The 23,159-nt window shown below is 64.4% G+C and carries 16 protein-coding genes; 14 read left to right on the top strand and 2 right to left on the bottom strand.

Annotated features, from left to right (window positions below; translation table 11 throughout):
• The first annotated feature begins 271 nt into the window (after positions 1-271).
• From rpoB to FHS69_RS12060, 7 genes are all read left to right on the top strand, one after another.
• A complete protein-coding gene (rpoB, locus tag FHS69_RS12090) occupies positions 272-4,477 on the top strand; it encodes a DNA-directed RNA polymerase subunit beta (protein ID WP_166777882.1) in 4,206 nt (1,401 codons plus the stop codon).
• Positions 4,478-4,537: 60 nt separating this feature from the next.
• Positions 4,538-8,866 carry a DNA-directed RNA polymerase subunit beta' gene (rpoC, locus tag FHS69_RS12085; protein WP_166777881.1) on the top strand — a complete coding sequence of 1,443 codons (4,329 nt, stop codon included), beginning with the start codon at positions 4,538-4,540 and terminating at the stop codon, positions 8,864-8,866.
• Between the two features lie 195 nt (positions 8,867-9,061).
• Positions 9,062-11,425, top strand: coding sequence for a putative bifunctional diguanylate cyclase/phosphodiesterase (locus tag FHS69_RS12080; RefSeq protein WP_166777880.1), 2,364 nt, complete (start codon positions 9,062-9,064; stop codon positions 11,423-11,425).
• 40 nt (positions 11,426-11,465) lie between these two features.
• Positions 11,466-12,815, top strand: a complete 1,350-nt coding sequence (gltX, locus tag FHS69_RS12075) for a glutamate--tRNA ligase (RefSeq protein ID WP_166777950.1) — start codon at positions 11,466-11,468, stop codon at positions 12,813-12,815.
• Between the two features lie 14 nt (positions 12,816-12,829).
• Complete coding sequence (locus FHS69_RS12070) at positions 12,830-14,125, top strand: NADH:flavin oxidoreductase/NADH oxidase family protein (protein ID WP_166777879.1); 1,296 nt, start codon at positions 12,830-12,832, stop codon at positions 14,123-14,125.
• Positions 14,126-14,155: 30 nt separating this feature from the next.
• Positions 14,156-14,518 carry a hypothetical protein gene (locus FHS69_RS12065; RefSeq protein WP_166777878.1) on the top strand — a complete coding sequence of 121 codons (363 nt, stop codon included), beginning with the start codon at positions 14,156-14,158 and terminating at the stop codon, positions 14,516-14,518.
• A gap of 53 nt (positions 14,519-14,571) precedes the next feature.
• Positions 14,572-14,871 (top strand): hypothetical protein, encoded by a 300-nt coding sequence (locus FHS69_RS12060; protein WP_067506428.1) that lies wholly within the window; start codon positions 14,572-14,574, stop codon positions 14,869-14,871.
• A gap of 54 nt (positions 14,872-14,925) precedes the next feature.
• Here FHS69_RS12060 and pyk read toward each other — a convergent pair whose 3' ends face one another.
• Entirely contained in the window at positions 14,926-16,392 is a 1,467-nt protein-coding gene (gene pyk, locus FHS69_RS12055) for a pyruvate kinase (protein ID WP_130585531.1), read from the bottom strand.
• Positions 16,393-16,441: 49 nt separating this feature from the next.
• Between pyk and FHS69_RS12050 the strand changes: the two genes are divergently transcribed.
• The 4 genes from FHS69_RS12050 (at position 16,442) to FHS69_RS12035 (ending at position 18,440) form a co-directional block, all read left to right on the top strand.
• Positions 16,442-16,750 carry a DUF1244 domain-containing protein gene (locus FHS69_RS12050; RefSeq protein ID WP_067506517.1) on the top strand — a complete coding sequence of 103 codons (309 nt, stop codon included), beginning with the start codon at positions 16,442-16,444 and terminating at the stop codon, positions 16,748-16,750.
• 103 nt (positions 16,751-16,853) lie between these two features.
• Complete coding sequence (locus FHS69_RS12045) at positions 16,854-17,090, top strand: DUF2312 domain-containing protein (protein ID WP_067506425.1); 237 nt, start codon at positions 16,854-16,856, stop codon at positions 17,088-17,090.
• Between the two features lie 72 nt (positions 17,091-17,162).
• Positions 17,163-18,038 (top strand): SDR family oxidoreductase, encoded by an 876-nt coding sequence (locus FHS69_RS12040; RefSeq protein WP_208380336.1) that lies wholly within the window; start codon positions 17,163-17,165, stop codon positions 18,036-18,038.
• Positions 18,039-18,092: 54 nt separating this feature from the next.
• The gene (locus FHS69_RS12035; protein WP_208380335.1) at positions 18,093-18,440 is read left to right on the top strand and encodes a heavy metal-binding domain-containing protein; all 348 of its coding nucleotides are present in this window, start codon (positions 18,093-18,095) and stop codon (positions 18,438-18,440) included.
• Here FHS69_RS12035 and FHS69_RS12030 read toward each other — a convergent pair whose 3' ends face one another.
• A complete protein-coding gene (locus tag FHS69_RS12030) occupies positions 18,441-19,199 on the bottom strand; it encodes a CPBP family intramembrane glutamic endopeptidase (RefSeq protein WP_166777877.1) in 759 nt (252 codons plus the stop codon).
• Between the two features lie 53 nt (positions 19,200-19,252).
• Here FHS69_RS12030 and FHS69_RS12025 point away from each other — a divergent pair, with 53 nt between their 5' ends.
• The 3 genes from FHS69_RS12025 (at position 19,253) to FHS69_RS12015 (ending at position 23,083) form a co-directional block, all read left to right on the top strand.
• Entirely contained in the window at positions 19,253-19,999 is a 747-nt protein-coding gene (locus FHS69_RS12025) for a YebC/PmpR family DNA-binding transcriptional regulator (RefSeq protein WP_067463523.1), read from the top strand.
• 120 nt (positions 20,000-20,119) lie between these two features.
• On the top strand, positions 20,120-20,587 hold the full coding sequence (gene ruvC / locus FHS69_RS12020; RefSeq protein ID WP_067500811.1) for a crossover junction endodeoxyribonuclease RuvC: 468 nt from the start codon (positions 20,120-20,122) through the stop codon (positions 20,585-20,587).
• 138 nt (positions 20,588-20,725) lie between these two features.
• Complete coding sequence (locus FHS69_RS12015; protein ID WP_208380334.1) at positions 20,726-23,083, top strand: TonB-dependent receptor; 2,358 nt, start codon at positions 20,726-20,728, stop codon at positions 23,081-23,083.
• Positions 23,084-23,159: the final 76 nt, after the last annotated feature.

Below are 23,159 nucleotides of genomic sequence, written 5' to 3'. Positions count from 1 at the left end.
CTCCGCGTTTGACAGCGGCTCCGGCAAACCCTACATGCCGCGGCGACCGCACGCTTCGAGCGAGTCCGATTCATGCGCGGGAATCGGGCACAGGATGGAAGCGGCGTTTCCATAATCGCGACGCTTGAGAAGCTGCAGCAAGCCACCGGACAGGTGTGCCCAGGCTGCGGCCTTTTCGCGTCTCGGCCATGGATCTCACGCGCATGAGACACGAATTTCCGGCGCTGTCCGCGCAGCCGCCGGCGCACACGAGAAGAGGTAACTACCCCTTATGGCTACCAAGGCGAAGGCTCCCAAGAAGACCCGTGGAGCAAATGCGCAGGGTACGGCGAAGCGCCGCATCCGCAAGATTTTCGGCGACATCCACGAAGTCGTCGACATGCCGAACCTGATCGAGGTGCAGCGCGAGAGCTACGAACAGTTCCTGCGCTCGAACAAGGAGATCGATTACGTCTCCGGCCTCGAAAAGACGCTGCGCTCGGTCTTCCCGATCCGCGACTTCGCCGGTACCGCCGAACTCGATTTCGTCCATTACGAACTCGAAGCGCCCAAATACGACATCGTCGAATGCCGCCAGCGCGGGATCACCTACGCTGCGCCGATGAAGGTCACGCTGCGCCTGATCGTGTTCGAGGTCGACCAGGAAACCGAAACCCGTTCGGTGCTCGATATCAAGGAGCAGGACGTCTACATGGGCGACATGCCCCTGATGACGGGCAACGGCACCTTCATCATCAACGGCACCGAACGCGTGATCGTGTCGCAGATGCACCGTTCGCCGGGTGTCCTGTTCGACCACGACCGCGGCAAGACGCACTCCTCGGGCAAGCTCCTCTTCGCGGCCCGCATCATTCCTTACCGCGGCAGCTGGCTCGATTTCGAATTCGACGCCAAGGACATCGTCAACGTGCGTATCGACCGCAAGCGCAAGCTGCCGGTCACCGCGCTGCTTTATGCCCTTGGCCTCGATAGCGAGGATATCCTTGCGCATTTCTACGACACCGTCACCTGGAAGCGTGCCACCGGCAAGCAGGGTGAAGGCTGGAACATTCCCTTCGTCGCTGAAAACTGGCGCGGGCAGAAGCCGGCCTTCCCGCTGGTCGACGCTGCCACGGGCGAGGAAGTGTTCCCCGCCGGCCAGAAGATCAGCCCGCGCGCGGCCAACAAGGCGGCCAAGGACGGTCTCGAAACGCTGCTGCTTCCGACCGAGGAAATCTTTGGTCGCTATGCGTCGCGTGACATGATCGACGAGAAGACCGGCCGCATTTACATCGAGGCGGGCGACGAGGTCTCGGCCGAGAGCCTCGAAGTGCTCGATGCCGCCGGCATCGATGCGATGGAACTGCTTGACATCGACCATGTCAGCACCGGTCCCTGGATCCGCAACACGCTCAAGGTCGACAAGGCCGAGAACCGTGACGAGGGTCTCGAGGCGATCTACAAGGTCATGCGCCCGGGTGAGCCGCCGACCAAGGAAACCGCCGAAGCCCTGTTCGAAGGCCTGTTCTTCGATGGCGAGCGCTACGACCTTTCGGCAGTCGGCCGCGTCAAGCTCAACATGCGCCTCGAACTCGACGCCGAGGATACCGTTACCACGCTGCGCAAGGAAGACATCCTCGCGGTCGTCAAGGAACTGGTCGACCTCAAGGACGGCAAGGGCGACGTCGACGATATCGACAACCTCGGCAATCGCCGCGTGCGTTCGGTCGGCGAACTGCTCGAAAACCAGTATCGCGTCGGCCTGCTGCGCATGGAGCGCGCGGTCAAGGAGCGCATGAGCTCGGTCGACGTGTCGACCGTCATGCCCAACGACCTGATCAATGCGAAGCCGGCGGTTGCCGCGGTCCGCGAATTCTTCGGCTCCAGCCAGCTTTCGCAGTTCATGGACCAGACCAACCCGCTGTCGGAAGTCACCCACAAGCGCCGCGTTTCGGCGCTTGGCCCGGGTGGTCTCACCCGCGAACGCGCAGGCTTCGAAGTCCGCGACGTCCACCCGACGCACTACGGCCGTATCTGCCCGATCGAAACGCCCGAAGGCCCGAACATCGGTCTGATCAACTCGCTGTCGACCTTCGCCCGGGTGAACAAGTACGGCTTCATCGAAACGCCGTATCGCAAGGTCGTCGACGGCAAGGTCACCGACGAGGTGGTCTATCTTTCGGCGATGGAAGAGCAGAAGCACACGGTGGCGCAGGCTTCGGCCGACCTCACCGAGGATGGCTCCTTCGTCGAGGAACTGGTTTCGGCGCGTCACGACGGCGACAACCTGATGGCGCCGCGCGAAACCATCACGCTGATGGATGTCAGCCCCAAGCAGCTCGTTTCGGTTGCGGCATCGCTCATTCCGTTCCTGGAAAACGATGACGCCAACCGCGCACTGATGGGCTCGAACATGCAGCGCCAGGCCGTGCCGCTGGTCAAGGCCGAAGCGCCCTGGGTCGGTACCGGCATGGAAGAAACCGTTGCGCGCGATTCGGGCGCGGCCATCGCGGCGACCCGCGGTGGCATCGTCGACCAGGTCGACGCGACGCGTATCGTCATCCGTGCGATCGGCGATGTCGAACCCGGCCAGTCGGGCGTCGACATCTACACGCTGCAGAAGTTCCAGCGTTCGAACCAGGACACCTGCATCAACCAGCGTCCGCTGGTGAAGGTCGGGGAAACGGTCGAGCCGGGCGACATCATCGCCGACGGTCCCTCGACCGATCTCGGCGAGCTCGCGCTGGGCCGCAACAGCCTCGTGGCCTTCATGCCCTGGAACGGCTACAACTACGAGGATAGTATCCTCATCTCCGAGCGCATCGTTAAGGACGACGTCTTCACCTCGATCCACATCGAGGAATTCGAAGTCATGGCGCGCGACACCAAGCTCGGGCCCGAGGACATCACCCGCGACATTCCCAATGTCGGCGAGGAAGCGCTGCGCAACCTCGACGAAGCGGGCATCGTCTACATCGGCGCCGAAGTGCATCCGGGCGACATCCTCTGCGGCAAGATCACGCCCAAGGGCGAAAGCCCGATGACGCCGGAAGAAAAGCTTCTGCGCGCCATCTTCGGCGAAAAGGCCAGCGACGTGCGCGACACCTCGCTCCGCCTGCCGCCGGGCGTTGCCGGGACTGTCGTCGAAGTGCGCGTGTTCAACCGTCACGGTATCGAGATCGACGACCGTACGCGCGCGATCCAGAACGAGGAAATCGAACGCCTCCGCAAGGACTCGAACGACGAACGCGCCATTCTCAACCGCGCGACCTACAACCGCCTGCGCGACATGCTGCTCGGCCAGACCGCTTCGGCAGCGCCCAAGGGCGTCAAGAAGGGCAGCGAGATCACCGACGAGGTGCTCGAAAGCGTCGACAAGCACGAGTGGTTCAAGTTCGCTGTTGCCGACGATGGTCGCCAGACCCAGCTCGAAGCGGTGAAGTCGCAGTATGACGAAGCCGTCAAGTTCATCGACGAGAAGTTCGAAGACCGTAAGGAAAAGCTCGAACGCGGCGACGAACTCGCCCCGGGCGTGCTCAAGATGGTCAAGGTCTTCGTCGCGGTGAAGCGCAAGCTGCAGCCGGGCGACAAGATGGCTGGCCGTCACGGCAACAAGGGCGTCATCAGCCGCATCCTGCCGGTCGAGGACATGCCGTTCCTCGAAGACGGGACCCCGGTCGATATCGTGCTCAACCCGCTGGGCGTGCCCTCGCGCATGAACGTCGGGCAGATCTTCGAAACGCACCTCGGCATGGCCGCGCGCAATCTGGGCCACCAGATCGGCGAGCAGCTCGAGGAATGGAAGCGTGCCAACCCCGATGCAGCGCAGGACTACGCGCAGGCCAAACCCCCCGAAGCGGTCATCGATCGCCTTAAGGAGGTTTATGGCGACGAGTATCACGACGCGATCGAGCAGCGCTCGACCGCGGAGATCGTCGAACTGGCGGGCAATCTGACCGCGGGCGTGCCGATGGGTACGCCGGTGTTCGACGGCGCGCGCGAAGGCGATGTCACGATCGAGCTCGAGAAGGCCGGGCTGCACAGCTCGGGCCAGTCGGTGCTGTTCGACGGGCGCACGGGTGAAGCTTTCGACCGCAAGGTTACCGTTGGCATCATCTACATGCTCAAGCTGCACCACCTCGTCGACGACAAGATCCACGCCCGTTCGATCGGCCCCTACAGCCTCGTCACCCAGCAGCCGCTGGGCGGTAAGGCGCAGTTCGGCGGCCAGCGCTTCGGGGAAATGGAGGTCTGGGCGCTCCAGGCCTACGGCGCCGCCTACACGCTGCAGGAAATCCTCACCGTGAAGTCGGACGACGTGATCGGTCGTACCAAGGTCTATGAAGCGATCGTCAAGGGCGACGACACCTTCGAGGCGGGCATTCCCGAGAGCTTCAACGTGCTCGTCAAGGAAATGCGCAGCCTGGGCCTCAATGTCGAACTCAAGTCGCTGGCCGATGACGAGGACGACGACGGTCTCGCGATCGCGGCGGAATAGGGGAGCGATTTCGCTCCCCACTACCGCCCACAAGGAATTCACCCGCCAAGGGAATAAGTCATGAACGAACTGACCAAATTCACCAACCAGCTCGCGAAGCCCGAAACCTTCGACGAGATCCAGATCGGCATCGCCAGCCCCGAGCGCATCCGCTCGTGGAGCTTCGGCGAGATCAAGAAGCCCGAAACGATCAACTACCGTACGTTCAAGCCCGAGCGTGACGGCCTGTTCTGTGCGCGCATCTTCGGTCCGGTGAAGGATTACGAATGCCTGTGCGGCAAGTACAAGCGCATGAAGTACAAGGGCGTCGTCTGCGAGAAGTGCGGCGTCGAAGTGACCGTGACCAAGGTCCGCCGCGAACGCATGGGCCACATCGAACTGGCTGCGCCGGTCGCGCATATCTGGTTCCTCAAGTCGCTGCCGTCGCGCATCGGCCTGCTGCTCGACATGCAATTGAAGCAGCTCGAGCGCGTGCTCTATTTCGAAAGCTACATCGTCACCGAGCCGGGCCTGACCCCGCTCGAGAAGTTCCAGCTCCTCACCGAGGATGAACTGCTCGAAGCGCAGGACGAGTATGGCGAAGATGCCTTCAGTGCCGCGATCGGTGCCGAGGCGGTCAAGACCATGCTGATGGATCTCGATCTCGAGCAGGAAAAGGAAGACCTGCTCGAAGAGCTCGCGACCACCAAGTCGAAGCTCAAGCCCGCCAAGATCATCAAGCGCCTCAAGGTCGTCGAAAGCTTCATCGAATCGGGCAACCGTCCCGAATGGATGATCCTCGAAGTCGTGCCGGTCATTCCGCCCGAACTGCGCCCGCTGGTGCCGCTCGACGGTGGCCGCTTCGCGACGTCGGACCTCAACGACCTCTACCGCCGTGTGATCAACCGCAACAACCGCCTGAAGCGCCTGATGGAACTGCGCGCGCCCGACATCATCGTGCGCAACGAAAAGCGCATGCTGCAGGAATCGGTCGATGCGCTGTTCGACAACGGCCGCCGTGGCCGCGTCATCACCGGCGCCAACAAGCGTCCGCTCAAGTCGCTGTCCGACATGCTCAAGGGCAAGCAGGGACGCTTCCGTCAGAACCTGCTCGGCAAGCGCGTCGACTATTCGGGCCGTTCGGTCATCGTGACCGGTCCCGAACTCAAGCTGCACCAGTGCGGCCTGCCCAAGAAGATGGCGCTCGAATTGTTCAAGCCGTTCATCTACGCGCGCCTCGACGCCAAGGGTCTGAGCATGACGCTCAAGCAAGCGAAGAAGTGGGTCGAGAAGGAACGCAAGGAAGTCTGGGACATCCTGGACGAAGTCATCCGCGAACACCCGGTCCTCCTGAACCGCGCGCCGACGCTTCACCGCCTCGGCATCCAGGCCTTCGAGCCCGTGCTGATCGAAGGCAAGGCGATCCAGCTGCACCCGCTGGTCTGCGCCGCCTTCAACGCCGACTTCGACGGTGACCAGATGGCCGTCCACGTCCCGCTGAGCCTCGAGGCACAGCTGGAAGCGCGCGTGCTGATGATGTCGACCAACAACATCCTCTCGCCCGCCAACGGCAAGCCGATCATCGTGCCGTCGCAGGACATGGTGCTCGGGCTCTACTACCTCTCGATGGAGCGGCAGGAAAAGACGCCCGAATTCACCGAGGACAGCGACGGCAACAAGGTCGAGAAGCTGCAGATGTTCTCGGACATGGCCGAGGTGCACCAGGCGCTGGAAACCAAGCAGGTCTCGCTGCACACCAAGGTCCTCGCCCGTGTCCCGCAGGCCGACGAGGACGGCAACATCGTCATGAAGCGGTTCGAAACCACCGCCGGACGCATGCTGATCGGCGAATGCCTGCCGAAGAACCACAAGGTTCCCTTCGACATCGTCAACCGCCTGCTGACCAAGAAGGACATCGCCGACGTCATCGACGAGGTCTATCGTCACACCGGCCAAAAGGACACGGTGCTGTTCGCCGACGCCATCATGGCGCTGGGCTTCCGCCACGCGTTCAAGGCCGGCATTTCCTTCGGCAAGGATGACATGATCATCCCCGAAGAGAAGATCGCAATGGTCGAAACGACCAAGAACATGGTCGCCGATTACGAGCAGCAGTATCAGGACGGCCTGATCACGCAGCAGGAAAAGTACAACAAGGTGATCGACGCCTGGAGCCGTTGCGGCGACCAGGTGGCCGACGCGATGATGGAGAAGATCAAGGCCCGCCCGATCGGCGAGGACGGCGTCCAGGCCGAGATCAACTCGATCTACATGATGGCCCACTCGGGCGCTCGTGGTAGCCCGGCACAGATGAAGCAGCTGGCCGGCATGCGTGGCCTGATGGCCAAGCCCTCGGGCGAGATCATCGAGAACCCGATCATCTCGAACTTCAAGGAAGGCCTCAACGTCCTTGAATACTTCAACTCGACCCACGGCGCCCGCAAGGGTCTCGCGGATACCGCGCTGAAGACCGCGAACTCGGGATACCTGACCCGTCGTCTCGTCGACGTGTCGCAGGACTGCACGATCGTCGTCGAGGACTGCAAGACCGAGAACTCGCTCGACATGCGTGCCATCGTGCAGGGCGGCAGCGTCATCGCTTCGCTCGGCGAACGTATCCTGGGCCGCACCGTGGCCGAGGATATCGTCAACGCGGCGACCGACGAAGTCATCGCTCCGGCGGGCACGCTGCTCGACGAGCCGATGATCAAGGTCATCGAGGAAGCCGAAGTGCAGGTCGCCAAGATCCGCTCGCCGCTGGTCTGCGAAGCCCAGCAGGGCGTCTGCGCCAAGTGCTACGGGCGTGACCTCGCGCGTGGTACGCCGGTCAACATCGGTGAAGCTGTCGGCGTCATCGCCGCGCAGTCGATCGGTGAGCCCGGCACGCAGCTGACCATGCGTACCTTCCACATCGGCGGTGCCGCACAGCTCAACGAGACCTCGCATCTCGAAGCCGTGTCGGACGGCAAGGTCGTCTATCGCGACATGCCCACCATCACCGACAAGAAGGGTCGTATCCTGTCGCTCGCCCGCAATGGCGAACTGGCGGTGATCGACGCAGAAGGCCGCGAGCGCGAGATCCACAAGGTGCCCTACGGTACCGTGCTGATGCACAAGGATGGCGCGAAGGTGAAGGAAGGCGATCGCCTGGCCGAATGGGATCCGTTCAGCCTGCCGATCATCACCGAGCAATCGGGCGTGGTGCGTTACCAGGACCTCGTCGACGGCACGACCATGGAAGAGCGCGTCGACGATGCCACCGGCATCGCCCAGCGTGTCGTTACCGAGGTCAAGACGTCGGGCCGCAAGAAGAACGAGGACCTGCGTGCGCGCCTGACCCTGTTCAACGACGCTGGCGACGAGACCGAAGCGGCCCGCTACATGCTCGCTCCGGGCACCACGCTGTCGGTCGAGGACGGCCAGCAGGTCGAGGCGGGCGACATCCTCGCGCGTGCTTCGCGCGAAGCTGCCAAGACCCGTGACATCACCGGCGGTCTGCCGCGTGTGGCCGAACTGTTCGAGGCACGCCTGCCGAAGGACAATGCGGTCATCGCCAAGATTTCGGGCAAGATCGAATTCGTTCGCGAATACAAGGCGAAGCGCAAGATCGCGATCGTTCCCGAGGAAGGTGATGCAGTCGAGTACCTAATCCCCAAAACCAAGGTGATCGACGTGCAGGAAGGCGACTTCGTGAAGAAGGGGGACACCCTGATTTCCGGTTCGCCGAACCCGCACGACATCCTCGAGGTTCTCGGGGTCGAGGCGCTCGCCGAGTACCTCGTCAACGAGATCCAGGAAGTCTATCGACTGCAGGGCGTGAAGATCAACGACAAGCACATCGAGGTGATCGTTCGCCAGATGCTGCAGAAGGTCGAGATCACCGATGGTGGCGACACCGTGCTGCTGCCCGGCGAACAGGTCGACCTCGAGGAACTCAACGAGACCAACGCGAAGCTGGGCAAGAACAAGGAGCCCGCCAAGGGCACCCCGATCCTGCTCGGCATCACCAAGGCTTCGCTGCAGACGCGTTCGTTCATCTCGGCCGCTTCGTTCCAGGAGACCACGCGCGTGCTCACGCAGGCCGCGGTCGAAGGAAAGAAGGACACGCTGGTCGGTCTGAAGGAAAACGTGATCGTGGGCCGTCTCATCCCCGCCGGTACCGGCGCGGGCATGAACCGCATGCGGATCACCGCTTCGAGCCGCGACGCTGCACTCCGCGCACAGTGGAAGAAGGCGCAGGAAGCCATCATCGCTGCCAATACGGCCGAGGAAGAGCACGAAGCCGAACTCGCGCAGGGGCCCGAAGCCGCAATCGGCGACGATCCGCTGGCGACGATGGAAGGTGAAGCGCATGGCACCGATGCCGATGCTGGCGATTACCTCAATGACGAAGCGAAGGACGGCGAATAAGCCCCCGACCCCACGTTTCAGCGTAAATGAAAAGGCCCCGTCGGAACCATCCGGCGGGGCCTTTTGTTTGCCTATAATACTTTCGCTTTGCCCAATATTTCCCGGTTGTGCATCGATCGACTTTCCATATTGTAAGAGGCGGGGTAACCACTCGAGTTCGCCCAGCGGCGATCGTATCCGGGGGACTTCGCAGAGATGGCCGAACACGCCACTCAATCGCACGCGAAAAAAGAGGAAAGCGCCACCGCAGACGACGTGGCGCGATTGCTGCTGTCGCGTCGCCTTGAAGACTTCATCACCGGCACGCGCCTGGCTTTCGTGCCGACGCTGGGATCCGCCGCCGCGCTGATTTACATGTTCTATGATCTGGTCCCCGTCATGGTACTTGGGGCTTGGGCCGCGCTGCAACTGTTCTGGCTTTCACTCACCGGTATGCTCGCCCGGGGTATCGATCCGGCAACGGCGCCGCTCGGGCAGCTCGATCAGCAATGGCATCGCTTGATGCTGGCCAAGGGCGCGGGGGCGCTGACCTGGGCTTTCGTCTTCCCCTATCTCGCGACAGTGGCCACCGGGCTTGCCGCGGCGGTGCTCGCGGTGATTTCCATGGCAATCCTCAGCGCCGCAGTGCTGGTCCATCGCACTTCGCCATTTTCTGCGAGGGTGCATATCGTGGCGCTCTCGCTGGCGATGTCCGCCGCCACGGTGATCCAGGCCGGGTGGGCCGGCTGGCCGGCGCTGATCCTGCTGGCGATATACGCACTGGCACTTGCCGGATCGGTCCGCGCACAGGACCGCCAGGCACTGGCGGGTGCCGAGGCCGAGATCGCCCGCCGCGAGTCCGCGGGTACTGTGCGCATGCTGCTGCACGACTACGAGGAGCAGTCTTCCGACTGGCTCTGGACTGTCAATCGCGAGGGGCGGTTGCGCGACGTATCGGCGAGATTTGCCATGGCAGCGGACCGACCGGCGCAGAAGCTCGAAGACATGCCGCTGATCGACCTGTTCCTGCCTTGCGAGGATCGCGACAGGCTCGCCAGTCATCTGCGCGACCGGAACCGGTTCCGCGACCTCGTGGTCAAGGTGCCGGCGGAAGATGCAATCCGCTATTGGAAATTGTCGGCCCGCCCGCGCAGCGACGGGCGGATGAGCGGCGTGGCGCGCGATGTGACCGGAGATCGGGTAACTGAGGATCGCGTCGCCTTCATGGCGCATTACGACAATCTCACCGGGCTCGCCAATCGCTACCTCTTCAACGATCGCCTGCGCGCCGCGCTGGCGCAGGAAGAGCAGGCGCGCAGCGTGGTGCTTTTCTATCTCGATCTCGACGACTTCAAGGCAGTCAACGACACGCGTGGGCACCTGCTCGGCGACCGGCTGCTGCGCGAGGTCGGCACCCGCCTCGAGCAGGAGGTGCGCGGACACGACCTGGTGGCGCGGCTGGGCGGCGATGAATTTGCCATATTGCTCGAAACGCGCGCCGGGGCGGGGATGCTTATCGAACGCGCGCACCGGTTCTTGGCGGTGATCCGCGAACCGTTCGAACTGGACGGGCAGACCTATCGCATTTCCGGCAGCATCGGCATCGCCCGCTGTCCGGAAGAGCGCTGCGACGCAGAAGAACTGATGCGCTGCGCGGATCTCGCGCTGTTCGCTGCCAAGGACAAGGGCCGCGATACGATTGCGCTCTACGATCAGGCGATGGACCGCAAGGCGCGCGATCGCCGCGAGATCGAGACCGATCTGCGCGAGGCGGTGGCGCGCGACCAGCTCAATATCCACTACCAGCCGGTGATCGATCTCGATTCCGGCGAAATCGGCGGGTACGAGGCGCTCCTGCGCTGGTATCATCCGCAGCGCGGCGTGGTGCGCCCCGATGAATTCCTGGGAGTGGCCGAAGAGACCGGGTTGATTGTCCCGATCGGCGAATGGGTGATCGGCCAGGCGCTGCGCGAGACCGCGACGTGGGACGGAGATTTCCGCATTGCGATCAACCTTTCGCCCACGCAGGTGCGCAGTCCGCATCTCGTCGATGTGGTGGCGCGCGCGATTCATGCGCATGGGTTCGATCCGGGCCGCGTGGAGTTCGAGATCACCGAGCATGTCCTGATGCAAAAGGGCAGTGTCTGCGGCGCCAATCTCGAAAAGCTGCGCGAACTGGGTACCAAGATCGCGCTCGACGATTTCGGCATCGGCTATTCCTCGCTCAGCTATCTCCGGCGGTTCCCGTTCGACCGGATCAAGATCGACAAGGATTTCGTCGAGGACATCGAGCGATCGGCGGACAACCAGGCGATCGTGTCGAGCATCACGCGGCTGGCCGATGCCCTCGGCATGGCGGCGACGGCTGAGGGCGTGGAAACGCGCGCGCAGCTCGACCTGTTGCGCAAGCTCGGCTGCCAGGAGGCGCAGGGCTATCTGATCTGCGAACCTGTGCCGGGGGAGAATTTCGCGACCCCCGATGCAGTCGAAGCGGCAATGCACGGCGAGGCCAGCGGCATTCTCGATTACCGCAAGGCTCGCGAGGCAGTGTTGCGGCGCCGCGGGCGCGAGGCCGGCTGACCTCTCGCCAAGCGGGGTGGCACAGGCTATCGGCGCGGGCATGACCATCGTCACGCGCTTCGCTCCATCGCCCACCGGGCGGCTCCATGTCGGCAATATCCGCACCGCCCTGCACAACTGGATGCTGGCCAAGCAGGCCGGCGGCCGGTTCCTGCTGCGTATCGACGATACCGATGCAGAACGCAGCCGCGAGGATTATGTCGAGGCGATCCGCGCCGATCTCGCCTGGCTTGGGATCGCCCCTGACGGCGAGGAACGCCAGTCCGCGCGGCTCGCGCGTTACGACGCGGCATTCGCCAAGCTGCAGGCGGAAGGTCGCGTCTATCCCTGCTACGAAACCCAGCAGGAACTCGAACTCAAGCGCAAGATCCGCCTCGGTCGCGGCCTCCCGCCGATCTACGATCGGGGCGCGCTCGAACTCGACGACGCCGGGCGCGCGGCCAAGGAAGCCGAAGGCATCGCCCCGCATTGGCGCTTCAAGCTCGACCACGACGCCCCCATTACCTGGGAAGACGGCGTGCGAGGGACGCAGAAATTCGATCCGGCACAATTGTCCGATCCGGCGATCCGGCGCGCTGACGGCAGCTGGCTGTACATGCTGCCCAGCGCAGTCGACGATCTCGAGATGGGCATCACCCATGTGCTGCGGGGCGAAGATCACGTCAGCAATACCGCGGTCCAGATCCAGATGTTCGACGCATTGATTGCCGCGGCGGATACGCAGCAGAGCATCCCGCGCTTCGCGCATGAGGCGTTGCTGGTGGGCAAGGAAGGCAAGCTGTCGAAACGTCTCGGATCGCTTGGCTGCGATGCGCTGCGCGATCGCGGCATCGAACCACAGGCGATCGTTGCGCTGCTGGCACGTCTGGGCACTTCCTTGCCCGTCGAACCGATCGCCGATCGAGGCGCCTTGCTCGATACTTTCGATCTCTCGACCTTCGGCCGCGCCCCGGCGAAATTCGACGATGCCGAGCTCGAGAGGATCAACGCCGCACTGGTCCACCAGATGGAATTCGAGGCGGTTTCCGACCGGCTGCCCGCGGGGATGGACGCGGCGGGCTGGCACGCGATCCGACCCAATCTGGCGCATGTCGCCGAGGCCGGTGAATGGTGGCGGTTGGTGACCGGCCCGATCGACAGCCGCGAGTTCTCGGAAGAGGACCGCGCCTATCTTGCCGAGGCGGTGCGGCAGCTCGGCTGGGGCGAAGATCCGTGGCGTGCGCTCACCTCCGCGCTGAAGGAATCGACCGGACGCAAGGGCAAGGCGCTGTTCCTGCCTCTTCGCCAGGCCTTGACGGGAATGGACCACGGGCCCGACATGGGCGAATTGCTGCCGTTGATCGGCGAAGCACGCGCGCGCGAGCGGCTGGAGGCTGCCGCGCAAGCATAGGAGGGGGACTGCGGATGGATGTCACGCTGGCAAGCACGCTTGAACTGCCCTGCGGGGCGGTTCTTCCCAACCGCATTTCCAAGGCGGCAATGACCGAAGGGCTGGCCACGCCCGATGGCCGGCCGACACCCGAGCTCGAACGGCTTTATGGCATCTGGTCGGATGGCGGCGCGGGCATGCTGCTGTCGGGCAATATCATCGTCGATCGCGATCATCTCGAACGTCCGGGCAATGTGGTGATCGAGACCGAGCCCGATGCGGACATGAAGGCCCGGCTGGCGGACTGGGCGAAGGCCGCCACACGGGCGGGCAACCACTTCTGGGCGCAGATCAGCCATGGCGGGCGCCAGACGCAGAAGGTCGTCAACCCGCACCCCAGATCGTCTTCCGACGTCCAGCTGGCGCTGCCCGGTGGCCAGTTCGGCAAGCCCGTGCCGTTGACGAGGGCCGAGATCGCCGAACTGGTCGATCGCTGGGCGGTTGCCGCGCGCGCCTGCAAGGAGGCCGGGTTCACCGGCGTACAGGTCCATGGAGCGCATGGCTATCTGGTGTCGCAATTCCTCTCGCCGCGCGTGAACCTGCGGACCGACGAATATGGTGGCAGCCTCGAGAACCGCGCGCGGTTTCTGCTGGAAATCGTCGCCGCAGTGCGTGCGGCGGTCGGGCCGGGCTTTCCCGTTTCGGTCAAACTCAACAGCGCCGATTTCCAGAAGGGCGGCTTCGATTTCGGTGACAGCCTGCAGGTCGTCAAATGGCTCGAGGCGGCTTCGGTCGACCTGATCGAGATCTCTGGCGGCACTTACGAACAGCCGCGGCTGCTCGGTGTGGAGGGACAGGAAGCGATCGACGAGCAGCCGATCGCTCCTTCGACAGCGGCGCGCGAGGCCTATTTCGTCGATTTCGCCAAGGCGATGCAGGCCGAGGTCTCGGTCCCGCTCATGGTCACTGGCGGCTTTCGTACCCGCCACGCAATGGAGCAGGCGCTCGCGAGCGGTGCTGCCGATGTGATCGGGCTGGGGCGGCCGCTATGCGTCGATACCGATGCGCCCGCACGCCTGCTCGAAGGGGCTGCCGAACTGGCCCGCTACGAGGACCGCCTCGATCTCCTGCCCGATTGGCTGGGCTTCCTGAAACGATTCCAGACGATCAAGGCGATCAACGGCTTTGCGGGGATCTACTGGTTCTACCAGCAGATCTGGCTGCTCGGCCACGAGGGGCGGACCGACCCGGGCTTTGCGGTGTTCAAGGCGTTCCGGCTGGTCGATGCGCGCGGCAAGCGCATCATGAAACAGCGCCGCGCGCTCTTGTAGCGCCAGTTCCCAGACCCTAGCTTGCGCGCCATGTCCGCCGCCCTCCATCGCTGGCCCCTGCGCGTATTCGCCGCGTTGCTGCTGGCGGTGCTGTGCGCACAGGCGCTGCCGCATCAGCCGATCTCGCTCGACCGCGGGCGGGGGCCCGTATTCAGCGCGGCAACGGCTGAGGTCACCTTGCCGCCGCGCGAAGGCGAAGCGGGGCTGGTCTGCACGGTTGCCGCGCCCTGTCCCGACGAACGGCCCGCTGCCACCACACAGCTTGCGTTGGTCGCCGTGGCCGCCGTGCCCGGCATGCGCGAGCGCTGGGCCGCCCATCGTGTCCGCGGCCCGCCGCTGCGTCCTCCACCGCGTTCGATCGCCGCACCGCGGGGACCGCCACACCTGTCCTGAATCGCATCGCGCCCCTGCGGGCGCGCGCTTCCCATTCAGACAGGACATATCCCATGACAATTCATGACGACGGCGCGCATGCCGTTCACGATCGCTTCGACCGCGTCGAGGCACTGCTTTCGCGCTACCCGGAACTTGCCGAGGCCGAACTGGCCGAACTCAAGCGCTGGTTCACCAAGGAGGCATCGGCCTTCGAAGTTGCCAGCCTGTCGAGCAAGGACGAATTGCGCAGCCGCTACCGCGCTTTCCGCGCCGATCATATCGACAAGCTCGGCATGGTGGACGTGATCGCGATCGTGTGCGGCAGCGTGCTGTTGCTGGGCGCGATAGCGTGGTTTGCGATGGCCGGCTGAACGAGCCGCAGGTTCATTGGCGGGCGGGAGCCATCGGCGCTCGCCCGCTTCAGATCAGCCGCCGTGCTTCTCCAGCTCGTCGCCGCTCACGGGGACGACATGCAGCAGATTGGTCGATCCCGGAGTGCCGAAGGGGACCCCGGCGAGCGCGATCAGCTTGCTGCCCGCCTGTCCGAAGCCGTGGCGCAGCGCCATCCGCTTGCCCTTGGCGATCATCTCTTCGAAGCTGCCGATGTCCTTGGTCGCCACGGCATGCGCGCCCCACAACAGCCCGAGGCGCCGTGCGGTCTTCATGCTCGGGGTCAGCACGAGCATCGGCACGCTCGGCCGCTCGCGCGCGACGCGCCGTGCGGTCGAACCCGAACCGGTGAATACGGTGATCGCGCTGACCGGTACCGTGTCGGCCACGGTCATGCACGCATGCGCCAGCGCATCGGCGGTGGTGGCGTCGGGCGGCGTATCTAGGAAGCGCACGCGCTCGAGATAGGATTCGTCGGTTTCGACCTGCCGCGCGATGCGGTGCATGATGGTGACCGCCTCTTCGGGCCAGTCGCCCGCCGCGGTTTCCGCGCTCAGCATGACGCAGTCCGCCCCGTCATAGACCGCATTGGCCACGTCGGAGACTTCCGCGCGGGTCGGGGCGGGGCTCTCGATCATGCTCTCGAGCATTTGCGTCGCGACGATCACCGGCTTGCCCTTGAGCCGCGTCGCATTGACGATCTTCTTCTGCAGCGGGGGGACTTCCTGCGGCTCGAGTTCGACGCCGAGGTCCCCGCGCGCGACCATGATTCCATCGCTCATGTCGATGATTTCGTCGAGCCGGCGCACCGCCATCGGTTTCTCGATCTTGGCGCATAGCGCGCCGTAGCCGCCCATCAGGCGACGGGCTTCGGCAAGGTCTTCGGGGCGCTGGACGAAGGACAGGCCGATCCAGTCGACCCCCTGCGCAACGGCGAAGGCGAGATCGCGGCGGTCCTTGTCGGTCAGCGCGGGGATCGGCACTTCGGCATCGGGGACGTTGACGCCCTTGCGGTCCGAGATGACCCCGCCGACCTCGGCCGAACAATGGATCGCGTTCTCGTCGGCGCTGATCACCTTGAGCCGGATCTTGCCGTCGTTGATCAGCAGCCGCTGGCCTTTGGTGAGTAGGCCGAAAAGCTCGGGATGCGGCAGTTCGACGCGCGTTTCGTCACCCGGCTCGGGATTGCGGTCGAGCGTGAAATGGCCCGAGTGGCGGATGACCGCCTGCCCGTCCTTGAACTTGCCGACGCGCAGCTTGGGGCCCTGCAGATCGGCAAGGATCGCGATCGGCCGCATGAATTTTTTCTCGAGCGCGCGGATCGTCTCGATCGTCTGGGCATGGTCGGCATGTTCGCCGTGGCTCATGTTGACGCGAAAGGCATCGACCCCGGCCTTGAACAGGCGCGCGAGCATTTCGGGCGAGCGGCTGGCGGGGCCGACGGTGGCAAGGATCTTGACCTTGCGGCCGCGCGGATCGAGCTTGGGGGCGGAAATGGCCATGGACATGGCCTATGGCACCGGTGTGCGACAAAGCAAGGACGATACGATCATGACAACGAATGCACCGGACCCGCTCGACGAACTGCCCGATCCCGTAGCGGCAGAAGCCTTCCGGCGGCTTGTCCGGCACCTGCGGCATCGGCACGACGCGCAGAATATCGAGCTGATGGGGCTGGCGGGTTTTTGCCGCAACTGTCTGGCGGACTGGATCCGCGATGCAGGCTATGGCGGAGATAAGGCTGCAGCGCGCGAGCTGATCCATGGCATGCCACAGGACGAATGGAAGGCGACCCGCCAGTCACCCGCCACCGAGGAACAGTTGGCGCGGATGGAAGCGAGCCTGAAGAAAAACCCCTGAACCGAAAAATCGCGTGGAGGAGCGAGTCGGCGCCTTCACCCGGCACGACTGGCTGGCTATCGAGCCGCCAACCGATTCTCATTTTACCGGAGCACACCCGATAATGGCCGAAGCCACCGACGACCGCCTGCGCCTGCTGATCGAGCGCATCGAACGCCTCGAGGAAGAAAAGAAGGGCATCGCCGACGATATTCGCGATGTCTACGCTGAGGCCAAGGCGGTGGGCTACGACGTCAAGATCATGCGCCAGATCATTCGTCTGCGGAAGATGAAGCCCGACGAGCGCAGCGAGCAGGAAACCATCCTCGATACCTACAAGGCCGCGCTTGGCATGGGCTGACGCCTGCGTGCGGCGTGTTGCCGGAACAGCCGGCAACGCCGCGCGGTTGGTTGGGGGAAAGGAGCTTTCCCCATGGCCGACCCGCAACATGTCGATACCGCATTCGTGGAGCAAACCAGCGAGGAGCCCCGCATGCCGGGGCACGAAAGTACGCTGGATCGCAAGCCGCAGTGGCGGCCCCGCTATCCCGGTTCGGGGCGCCTTGCTGGAAAGGTCGCGATCGTAACCGGTGGCGATAGCGGCATCGGTCGCGCCACTGCCGTGCTGTTCGCCCGCGAAGGCGCGAAAGTGGCGATCGCCTATCTCGAAGAACACGACGATGCGCGCATCACGCGCGAAGCCTGCGAGGCCGAAGGTGCCGAGGTCCTGCTTTCAGCGGGCGACCTGGGCGATTCGGATCACTGCCGGGGGCTCGTCGATGCGGTGATCGAAAAGTGGGGCCGGCTCGATGTGCTGGTCAACAATGCCGGCGAGCAGCATCCCGACGAAGACGTGACCGAGATCACGGCCGAACAGTTGCAGCGTACCTTCCAGACCAATATCTTCTCGATGTTCTATCTGGTGCAGGCCGCACGGCCGCATCTGCAAAGCGGGGCGGCGATCGTCAATTGCACCAGCGTAACCATGTACAAGGGCGCGCCGATCCTGCTCGACTACAGCGCTACCAAGGGGGCGATCACCGCCTTTACCCGCTCGTTGTCGGAAAATCTCGTGGCCGACGGCATCCGGGTCAACGCGGTCGCGCCGGGCCCCATCTGGACGCCGCTCAATCCCTGCGGGGGGCAGCCGCCCGAGAACATGGACGATTTCGGCGAGGATACGCCCATGGGCCGTCCGGGCGAACCCAACGAGGTCGCCCCCGCTTTCCTCTTCCTCGCCTGCGACGACAGTTCCTACATGTCGGGACAGGTGCTGCATCCCAATGGCGGGATCGTGGTCAACGGTTGACCTGACGCGCAGGCGTAATATCTGTCTAATACAGCTCAAGCGAGGAGACAGCCAATGCCCGGACCCTGGAAAGACGCACGTGGGATCACCGTCACCACCACGCCCACGATCGAGGGGCGTCCGATCCAGGATTATCTGGGTATCGTTACCGGCGAGGTGATCGTGGGCGCCAACCTGTTCCGCGACCTGTTCGCCAATATCCGCGATATCGTGGGTGGGCGTTCGGGCAGTTACGAGCGCATTCTCGCCGAAGCGCGCGAGCAGGCGATCCAGGAACTGCAGGCCGAATGCGGTGCGCGCGGCGGCAATGCTGTCGTCGGGGTCGATCTCGATTACGAAGTGATCGGCGACACCGGTTCGATGCTGATGGTCAGCGCCAGCGGGACCGCGGTGAAGATCTGATCAGCCCGCACTGCTGGCCAGCAGCACCAGCGATATGAAGGCACCGTTGTGCAGCGCGTGCAACAGGATGCTGGCCCACAGCCCGTAGGTCACGCGCGTATAGCCGAGGATCGCGCCGATCACGAATTGCGGCAGCACCAGCGGCAGCGCCATGACCAGCTGGTCGGCCGGAAAATTGAACAGGTGCACCAGCGAGAAGGCCAGCGTGCTGAGCCAGAAGAGCGCGGGAAAGAGCCGCGCGAACCAGCCCATCGCATCGTGCCGGCGTAGCCAGACAACGACCGCGCAGGTCGCGACCGCAGCCGTGCCAATGGCAACCAGCGCGGTCAACCAGATCTGGGCCAGCGAGCCTTCGACCAGCAGCGTCATCGCGGCGGCGGCCAGCAGGGCGGCGGGTATCGCGGCAAGCAGTCCGAGGAGGTGGCCCGGACGCCCCGACAACCAGCTGCGAAAGGCAATTTCCTCGCCCAGCGGTGCGATCACCACCACCGCGAAAACGATCTCCGCGCCGATCTCCATGCCCGCGAGCGCGGTTTGCGGCAGGCTGACGCCGGTAGCCATGACCGCGGCAGCCGTGCCCAGCAGCACGCCCATCATGGCGAAATCGAGCAGCATCAGCCGCAAGATCGCCAGGAGGCTGGCGAGCCGTGGCAGGGGCGCGCGTGCGGGCAGCGTCGGGCGCTTCAGGAAGGCGCCGAAACGGGCCCATTCGCCGCGCGTCGAATTCGCGGGCGCAAGACTTGTGGTTGCGGCATCCATGCGGCTAAGGCGACCCTCTGATTCCAACCATTTCAGCGACGCAAAGCGAAACCATGGCCGGCCATTCCAAATTCAAGAACATCATGCATCGCAAGGGTGCGCAGGACAAGAAGCGCAGTGCGATGTTTTCCAAGCTCAGCCGCGAGATCACCGTCGCGGCCAAGATGGGCATGCCCGATCCGGACATGAACCCGCGCCTGCGCCTCGCGGTCAATGCTGCCAAGGCGCAATCGATGCCGAAGGACAACATCCAGCGCGCGATCGACAAGGCGAGCGCGGCCGATGGCGAGAATTACGAAGAGGTGCGTTACGAGGGTTACGGCCCGGGCGGCAGCGCGATCATCGTCGAAGCGCTGACCGACAACCGCAACCGCACCGCCACCGCCGTGCGCACGGCCTTCAGCAAGAATGGCGGCAATCTCGGTACCGAAGGGTCGGTCCAGCATGGCTTCGAGCGGCTTGGCCTGATCGAATATCCGGCCAGCGCGGGCGATGAGGAAAAGGTCCTCGAAGCCGCGATGGAAGCCGGCGCGGAGGACATCGAGAGCAGCGGGGACGGACACACCATCTGGACCGCCGCAGACGACCTGCACCAGGTCGCAGGCGATCTCGAAAAGGTCCTCGGCGAGGCGGAGAACGTCAAGCTCGCCTGGAAGCCCAACCTCACCGTCGACATGGACGAAAAGAACGCCTCGACGCTGATCAAGCTGATCGACGCGCTCGAGGACGATGACGATGTCCAGACCGTCTGGGGCAATTACGACATCTCCGACGACGTGATGGAAAAGCTGGACAGCTGACCTGGCGCGAATGGATCTTGGCGGGCGCGCTGGGCGCCGCTTTCCTGCTGGCAATGGCTTGGCGGCTGGGTTGGCGGATCGGGCTCTCGCTCTGATCCCGGCCCGCCGCGGGACGAGCCGGTGCCTTTAATCCTCGGTCTCGATCCTTCGCTCAGCTGCACCGGTTGGGGCGTGATCCGCGCCGAGGGTGCGCGGCTGGTCCATGTTGCCAACGGCCAGGTGCCGACCGATGCCAAGGCACCGATGGCGCAGCGCCTCGCGCATTTGCAGGCGGCTCTCGCCGAAGTGATCGCCGCGCACCGTCCCGACCGCGCGGCGGCGGAAGAGGTGTTCGTCAACAAGAACGCTCAGTCCACGCTGAAGCTGGCGCAGGCGCGTGGCTGCGTGCTCGCGGCCTGCGGTGCGGCGGGGCTCGATGTGAACGAGCACGCCGCGCGGCTGGTCAAAAAGGCGGTTGTGGGGACGGGTGCGGCGGACAAGCGCCAGGTGCAGGCCATGCTCGCAGTGTTGCTGCCCGGCGTCAAAATCGCGGGCGCCGATGCGGCCGATGCGCTCGCAGTGGCGATTGCCGACGCGCATCTGGGCTAGCCGGATCCTTTCGCGGGCGGGGGCTGCCCAGTCGCACAACGGTCGAACCGCTTATTATTTCTGAAAGATCTCCGCCGCCGTACTGTCACGGGCGCGGGGTAGGGCGCCTGCGTTCCTACCTTTCGACAGAGGCCTTTCATGACAGTTCCTGCTTTTCGCGGCGCCTTGCTCGCATCGATCGCTCTCATCCCCGCTCCCCTGCTGGCGCAGGAGACCATGGGGGGAGACGACCCCGTCACCACCACCACCATCGTGGTCACGGCGCAGAAGATCGAACAACGCGCGCAGGACGTCCCGATCACGATTTCTGCCGTGACCGGCGAGCGGATCGAGGATCTCGGGGTTTCCGATCTCGACGAATTGTCGAGCTACGTGCCCGGGCTCAACATCCAGGAGCAGAGCGCCAACAATCCCGGCATCGTTATCCGCGGGATCACCTCGGATTCGGGGTCCTCGCAGCAGGGGCCGCGCGTCACCCTCTATTACAACGGGGTCGATATCTCGCGATCGCGCGGTTCGTACCAGGCGATCTACGACCTCGAGCGCGTCGAAGTGATCAAGGGCCCGCAGGCGACGCTGTTCGGCACCGCTTCGGCGGTCGGCGCGATCAGCCTCGTGTCGGCGCGTCCGCGCGAAGGCTTCTCGGGCGAGATCACCGGTGGTTACGGCAATTTCGACCAGACGCTGCTCGGCGGCTTCCTCAATGCAGGTTCGGACGTGCTGGCCGGGCGCGTCGCCTTCGAATGGCGCACGCGCGACGGCTATGTCGAAAACCTTGCCGCAAGTCAAGATGAGGAACTCTACGCGCAGGACCAGTTCGGCGTGCGCGCCTCGCTGCGGTACACGCCGACGACCGATCTGACGATCGACCTGATCGGCACATACGACCAGCAGCGCAATGGCGGGACGCCCTTCATTTCGGGCAGCTTCCCTGCCTTCGCCGGTGCGCCGGGTGGCCGCGACAACGCCTTCGAAGACGCCAATCTGGGCGGCTCGCCCTTCTCGGGTGCGGCGCTGGGCGATGACCAGCTCGGCCTCGACCGCGAAGTCTACGATCTCAACCTTACTGCCGAATGGGCGTTTGCCGACAACTGGACCTTCACCACGGTCAATGGTTACCGCAAGTTCGACAGCGCCGAAGTGTTCGATGCTGACGGCACGGCCGCGCCCTTCCTCGAATTCGCCGAGATCGCCGAAGGCGAGCAGTTCAGCCACGAAGGCCGTTTCAGCTATGCGGGCATGGACCTGCGCGGTTCCTTCGGCTGGAACGTCTTCACCGAGGACGGGCTGCAGAACGTTCCCTTCTCGACCGAAGAAGGCACCTTCCTCCAGTGCCTGACGAGCCTGTTCGGCGCGCCGCTGATCCCGGGCATTCCCTGCGTCGCTCCCGACGGCAGCGTACCCGCCAGCGCGGTCACGGGCCTTGCCACCGGCGGTGCCGCCACTGCCATTCCCTATCGCTCGGTGTTCGAGAACCAGGGACAGAACGACAGCTATTCGATTTTCGCCGACGTGACCTATCTGGCGACCGACTCGCTCGAACTGACGGCGGGTCTGCGTTATCTGTGGGAAGATCGCCAGTCCGGCTATCGCACCGACGTGCCCAATTCGGTGCTCAGCGGAGCGCCGCTGATCCCCGGCCAGATCGACACGGGCGGGCAGACCTTCACCGCCGAGGACAGTTTCGATGCGTGGCTGCCGCGCTTCAACGTCCTGTATCGCATCAGCCCGGAAGTGAACGTCTTCGCCACCGTTTCCAAGGGGCGTCGCTCGCCGGTGGTGCAGCTATCGGCGGCGCGCGACACCACGGGCGCCGTGGTGCCCGGGCTGCAATCGGTCCCCGAAGAGACCGTGTGGAATTACGAAGGCGGCCTCAAGCTGGCCAGCGGCCGGGTCTCGGGTTCGCTCGGCGTCTATTACCAGGTCTATGACAATTTCCAGGTTTCGGTCGAGGAACTCGACGCCAACGGCAATCCCACCGGCGGGTTCGTGACCGAGAGCGCGGGGGCCGCGTCCAATCTCGGCGTCGAGGCGGAGATCGCGGTCGAAGCAGCGGACTGGCTGAGCATTTTCGCCAATGTCGGTTACATCGACGGTGGGATCGACGAAGACAACAGCTTCGCACCCGAGTTTTCCGGTGCCCGGTTCCGCCTGCAGCCCGAGTGGCAGGCCGCGGCTGGCTTCACCGTGGATTATCCGCTGGGCAGTGGTGCACGCTTGTTCGCCACGCCAAGCATCACGCACCGTAGCCGGATCTATTTCGAAGTGCCCAACAGCGACGTCACCTCGCAAGGCCCGGTCACGCTGGTGAACGCGCGTGCGGGGGTCAGCTTCGCCGACGACCGCTACGAAATCGCCGGCTTCGTCCGCAATGCCTTCAACGAGGACTATCTGCTCGATGCGGGCAATACCGGTGGCGCCTTCGGCATCCCGACCTTCATCCCGGCCGAACCGCGGTTCTTCGGCGTGCAGCTTACCGCGCGCTTCGGCAACTGAGGCACGCGGCTGCTACGTTGTGATGGCCGCCGGAGTTCGCAAACCGGCGGCCACGCAACCGGCCAAAGGCCCTGTT

The sequence above is a fragment of the Qipengyuania flava genome, assembly GCF_011762005.1.
GTDB classification, from domain to species: Bacteria; Pseudomonadota; Alphaproteobacteria; order Sphingomonadales; family Sphingomonadaceae; genus Qipengyuania; species Qipengyuania flava.
The sequence above is the reverse complement of the archived record's forward strand: the minus strand, read 5'-3'. Positions and strand labels throughout refer to the sequence as shown.

Excerpts from the sequence above, each read along its gene's own strand:
- FHS69_RS12060 (WP_067506428.1), top strand. The coding sequence starts at position 14,572 with ATGACAATTCATGACGACGGCGCGCATGCCGTTCACGATCGCTTCGAC.
- FHS69_RS12030 (WP_166777877.1), bottom strand. The coding sequence starts at position 19,199 with ATGGATGCCGCAACCACAAGTCTTGCGCCCGCGAATTCGACGCGCGGC.
- FHS69_RS12045 (WP_067506425.1), top strand. The coding sequence starts at position 16,854 with ATGGCCGAAGCCACCGACGACCGCCTGCGCCTGCTGATCGAGCGCATC.
- FHS69_RS12070 (WP_166777879.1), top strand. The coding sequence starts at position 12,830 with ATGGATGTCACGCTGGCAAGCACGCTTGAACTGCCCTGCGGGGCGGTT.
- FHS69_RS12025 (WP_067463523.1), top strand. The coding sequence starts at position 19,253 with ATGGCCGGCCATTCCAAATTCAAGAACATCATGCATCGCAAGGGTGCG.
- gltX (WP_166777950.1), top strand. The coding sequence starts at position 11,466 with ATGACCATCGTCACGCGCTTCGCTCCATCGCCCACCGGGCGGCTCCAT.
- FHS69_RS12035 (WP_208380335.1), top strand. The coding sequence starts at position 18,093 with ATGCCCGGACCCTGGAAAGACGCACGTGGGATCACCGTCACCACCACG.
- FHS69_RS12080 (WP_166777880.1), top strand. The coding sequence starts at position 9,062 with ATGGCCGAACACGCCACTCAATCGCACGCGAAAAAAGAGGAAAGCGCC.
- FHS69_RS12040 (WP_208380336.1), top strand. The coding sequence starts at position 17,163 with ATGGCCGACCCGCAACATGTCGATACCGCATTCGTGGAGCAAACCAGC.
- FHS69_RS12065 (WP_166777878.1), top strand. The coding sequence starts at position 14,156 with ATGTCCGCCGCCCTCCATCGCTGGCCCCTGCGCGTATTCGCCGCGTTG.
- pyk (WP_130585531.1), bottom strand. The coding sequence starts at position 16,392 with ATGGCCATTTCCGCCCCCAAGCTCGATCCGCGCGGCCGCAAGGTCAAG.
- FHS69_RS12015 (WP_208380334.1), top strand. The coding sequence starts at position 20,726 with ATGACAGTTCCTGCTTTTCGCGGCGCCTTGCTCGCATCGATCGCTCTC.
- rpoC (WP_166777881.1), top strand. The coding sequence starts at position 4,538 with ATGAACGAACTGACCAAATTCACCAACCAGCTCGCGAAGCCCGAAACC.
- rpoB (WP_166777882.1), top strand. The coding sequence starts at position 272 with ATGGCTACCAAGGCGAAGGCTCCCAAGAAGACCCGTGGAGCAAATGCG.
- FHS69_RS12050 (WP_067506517.1), top strand. The coding sequence starts at position 16,442 with ATGACAACGAATGCACCGGACCCGCTCGACGAACTGCCCGATCCCGTA.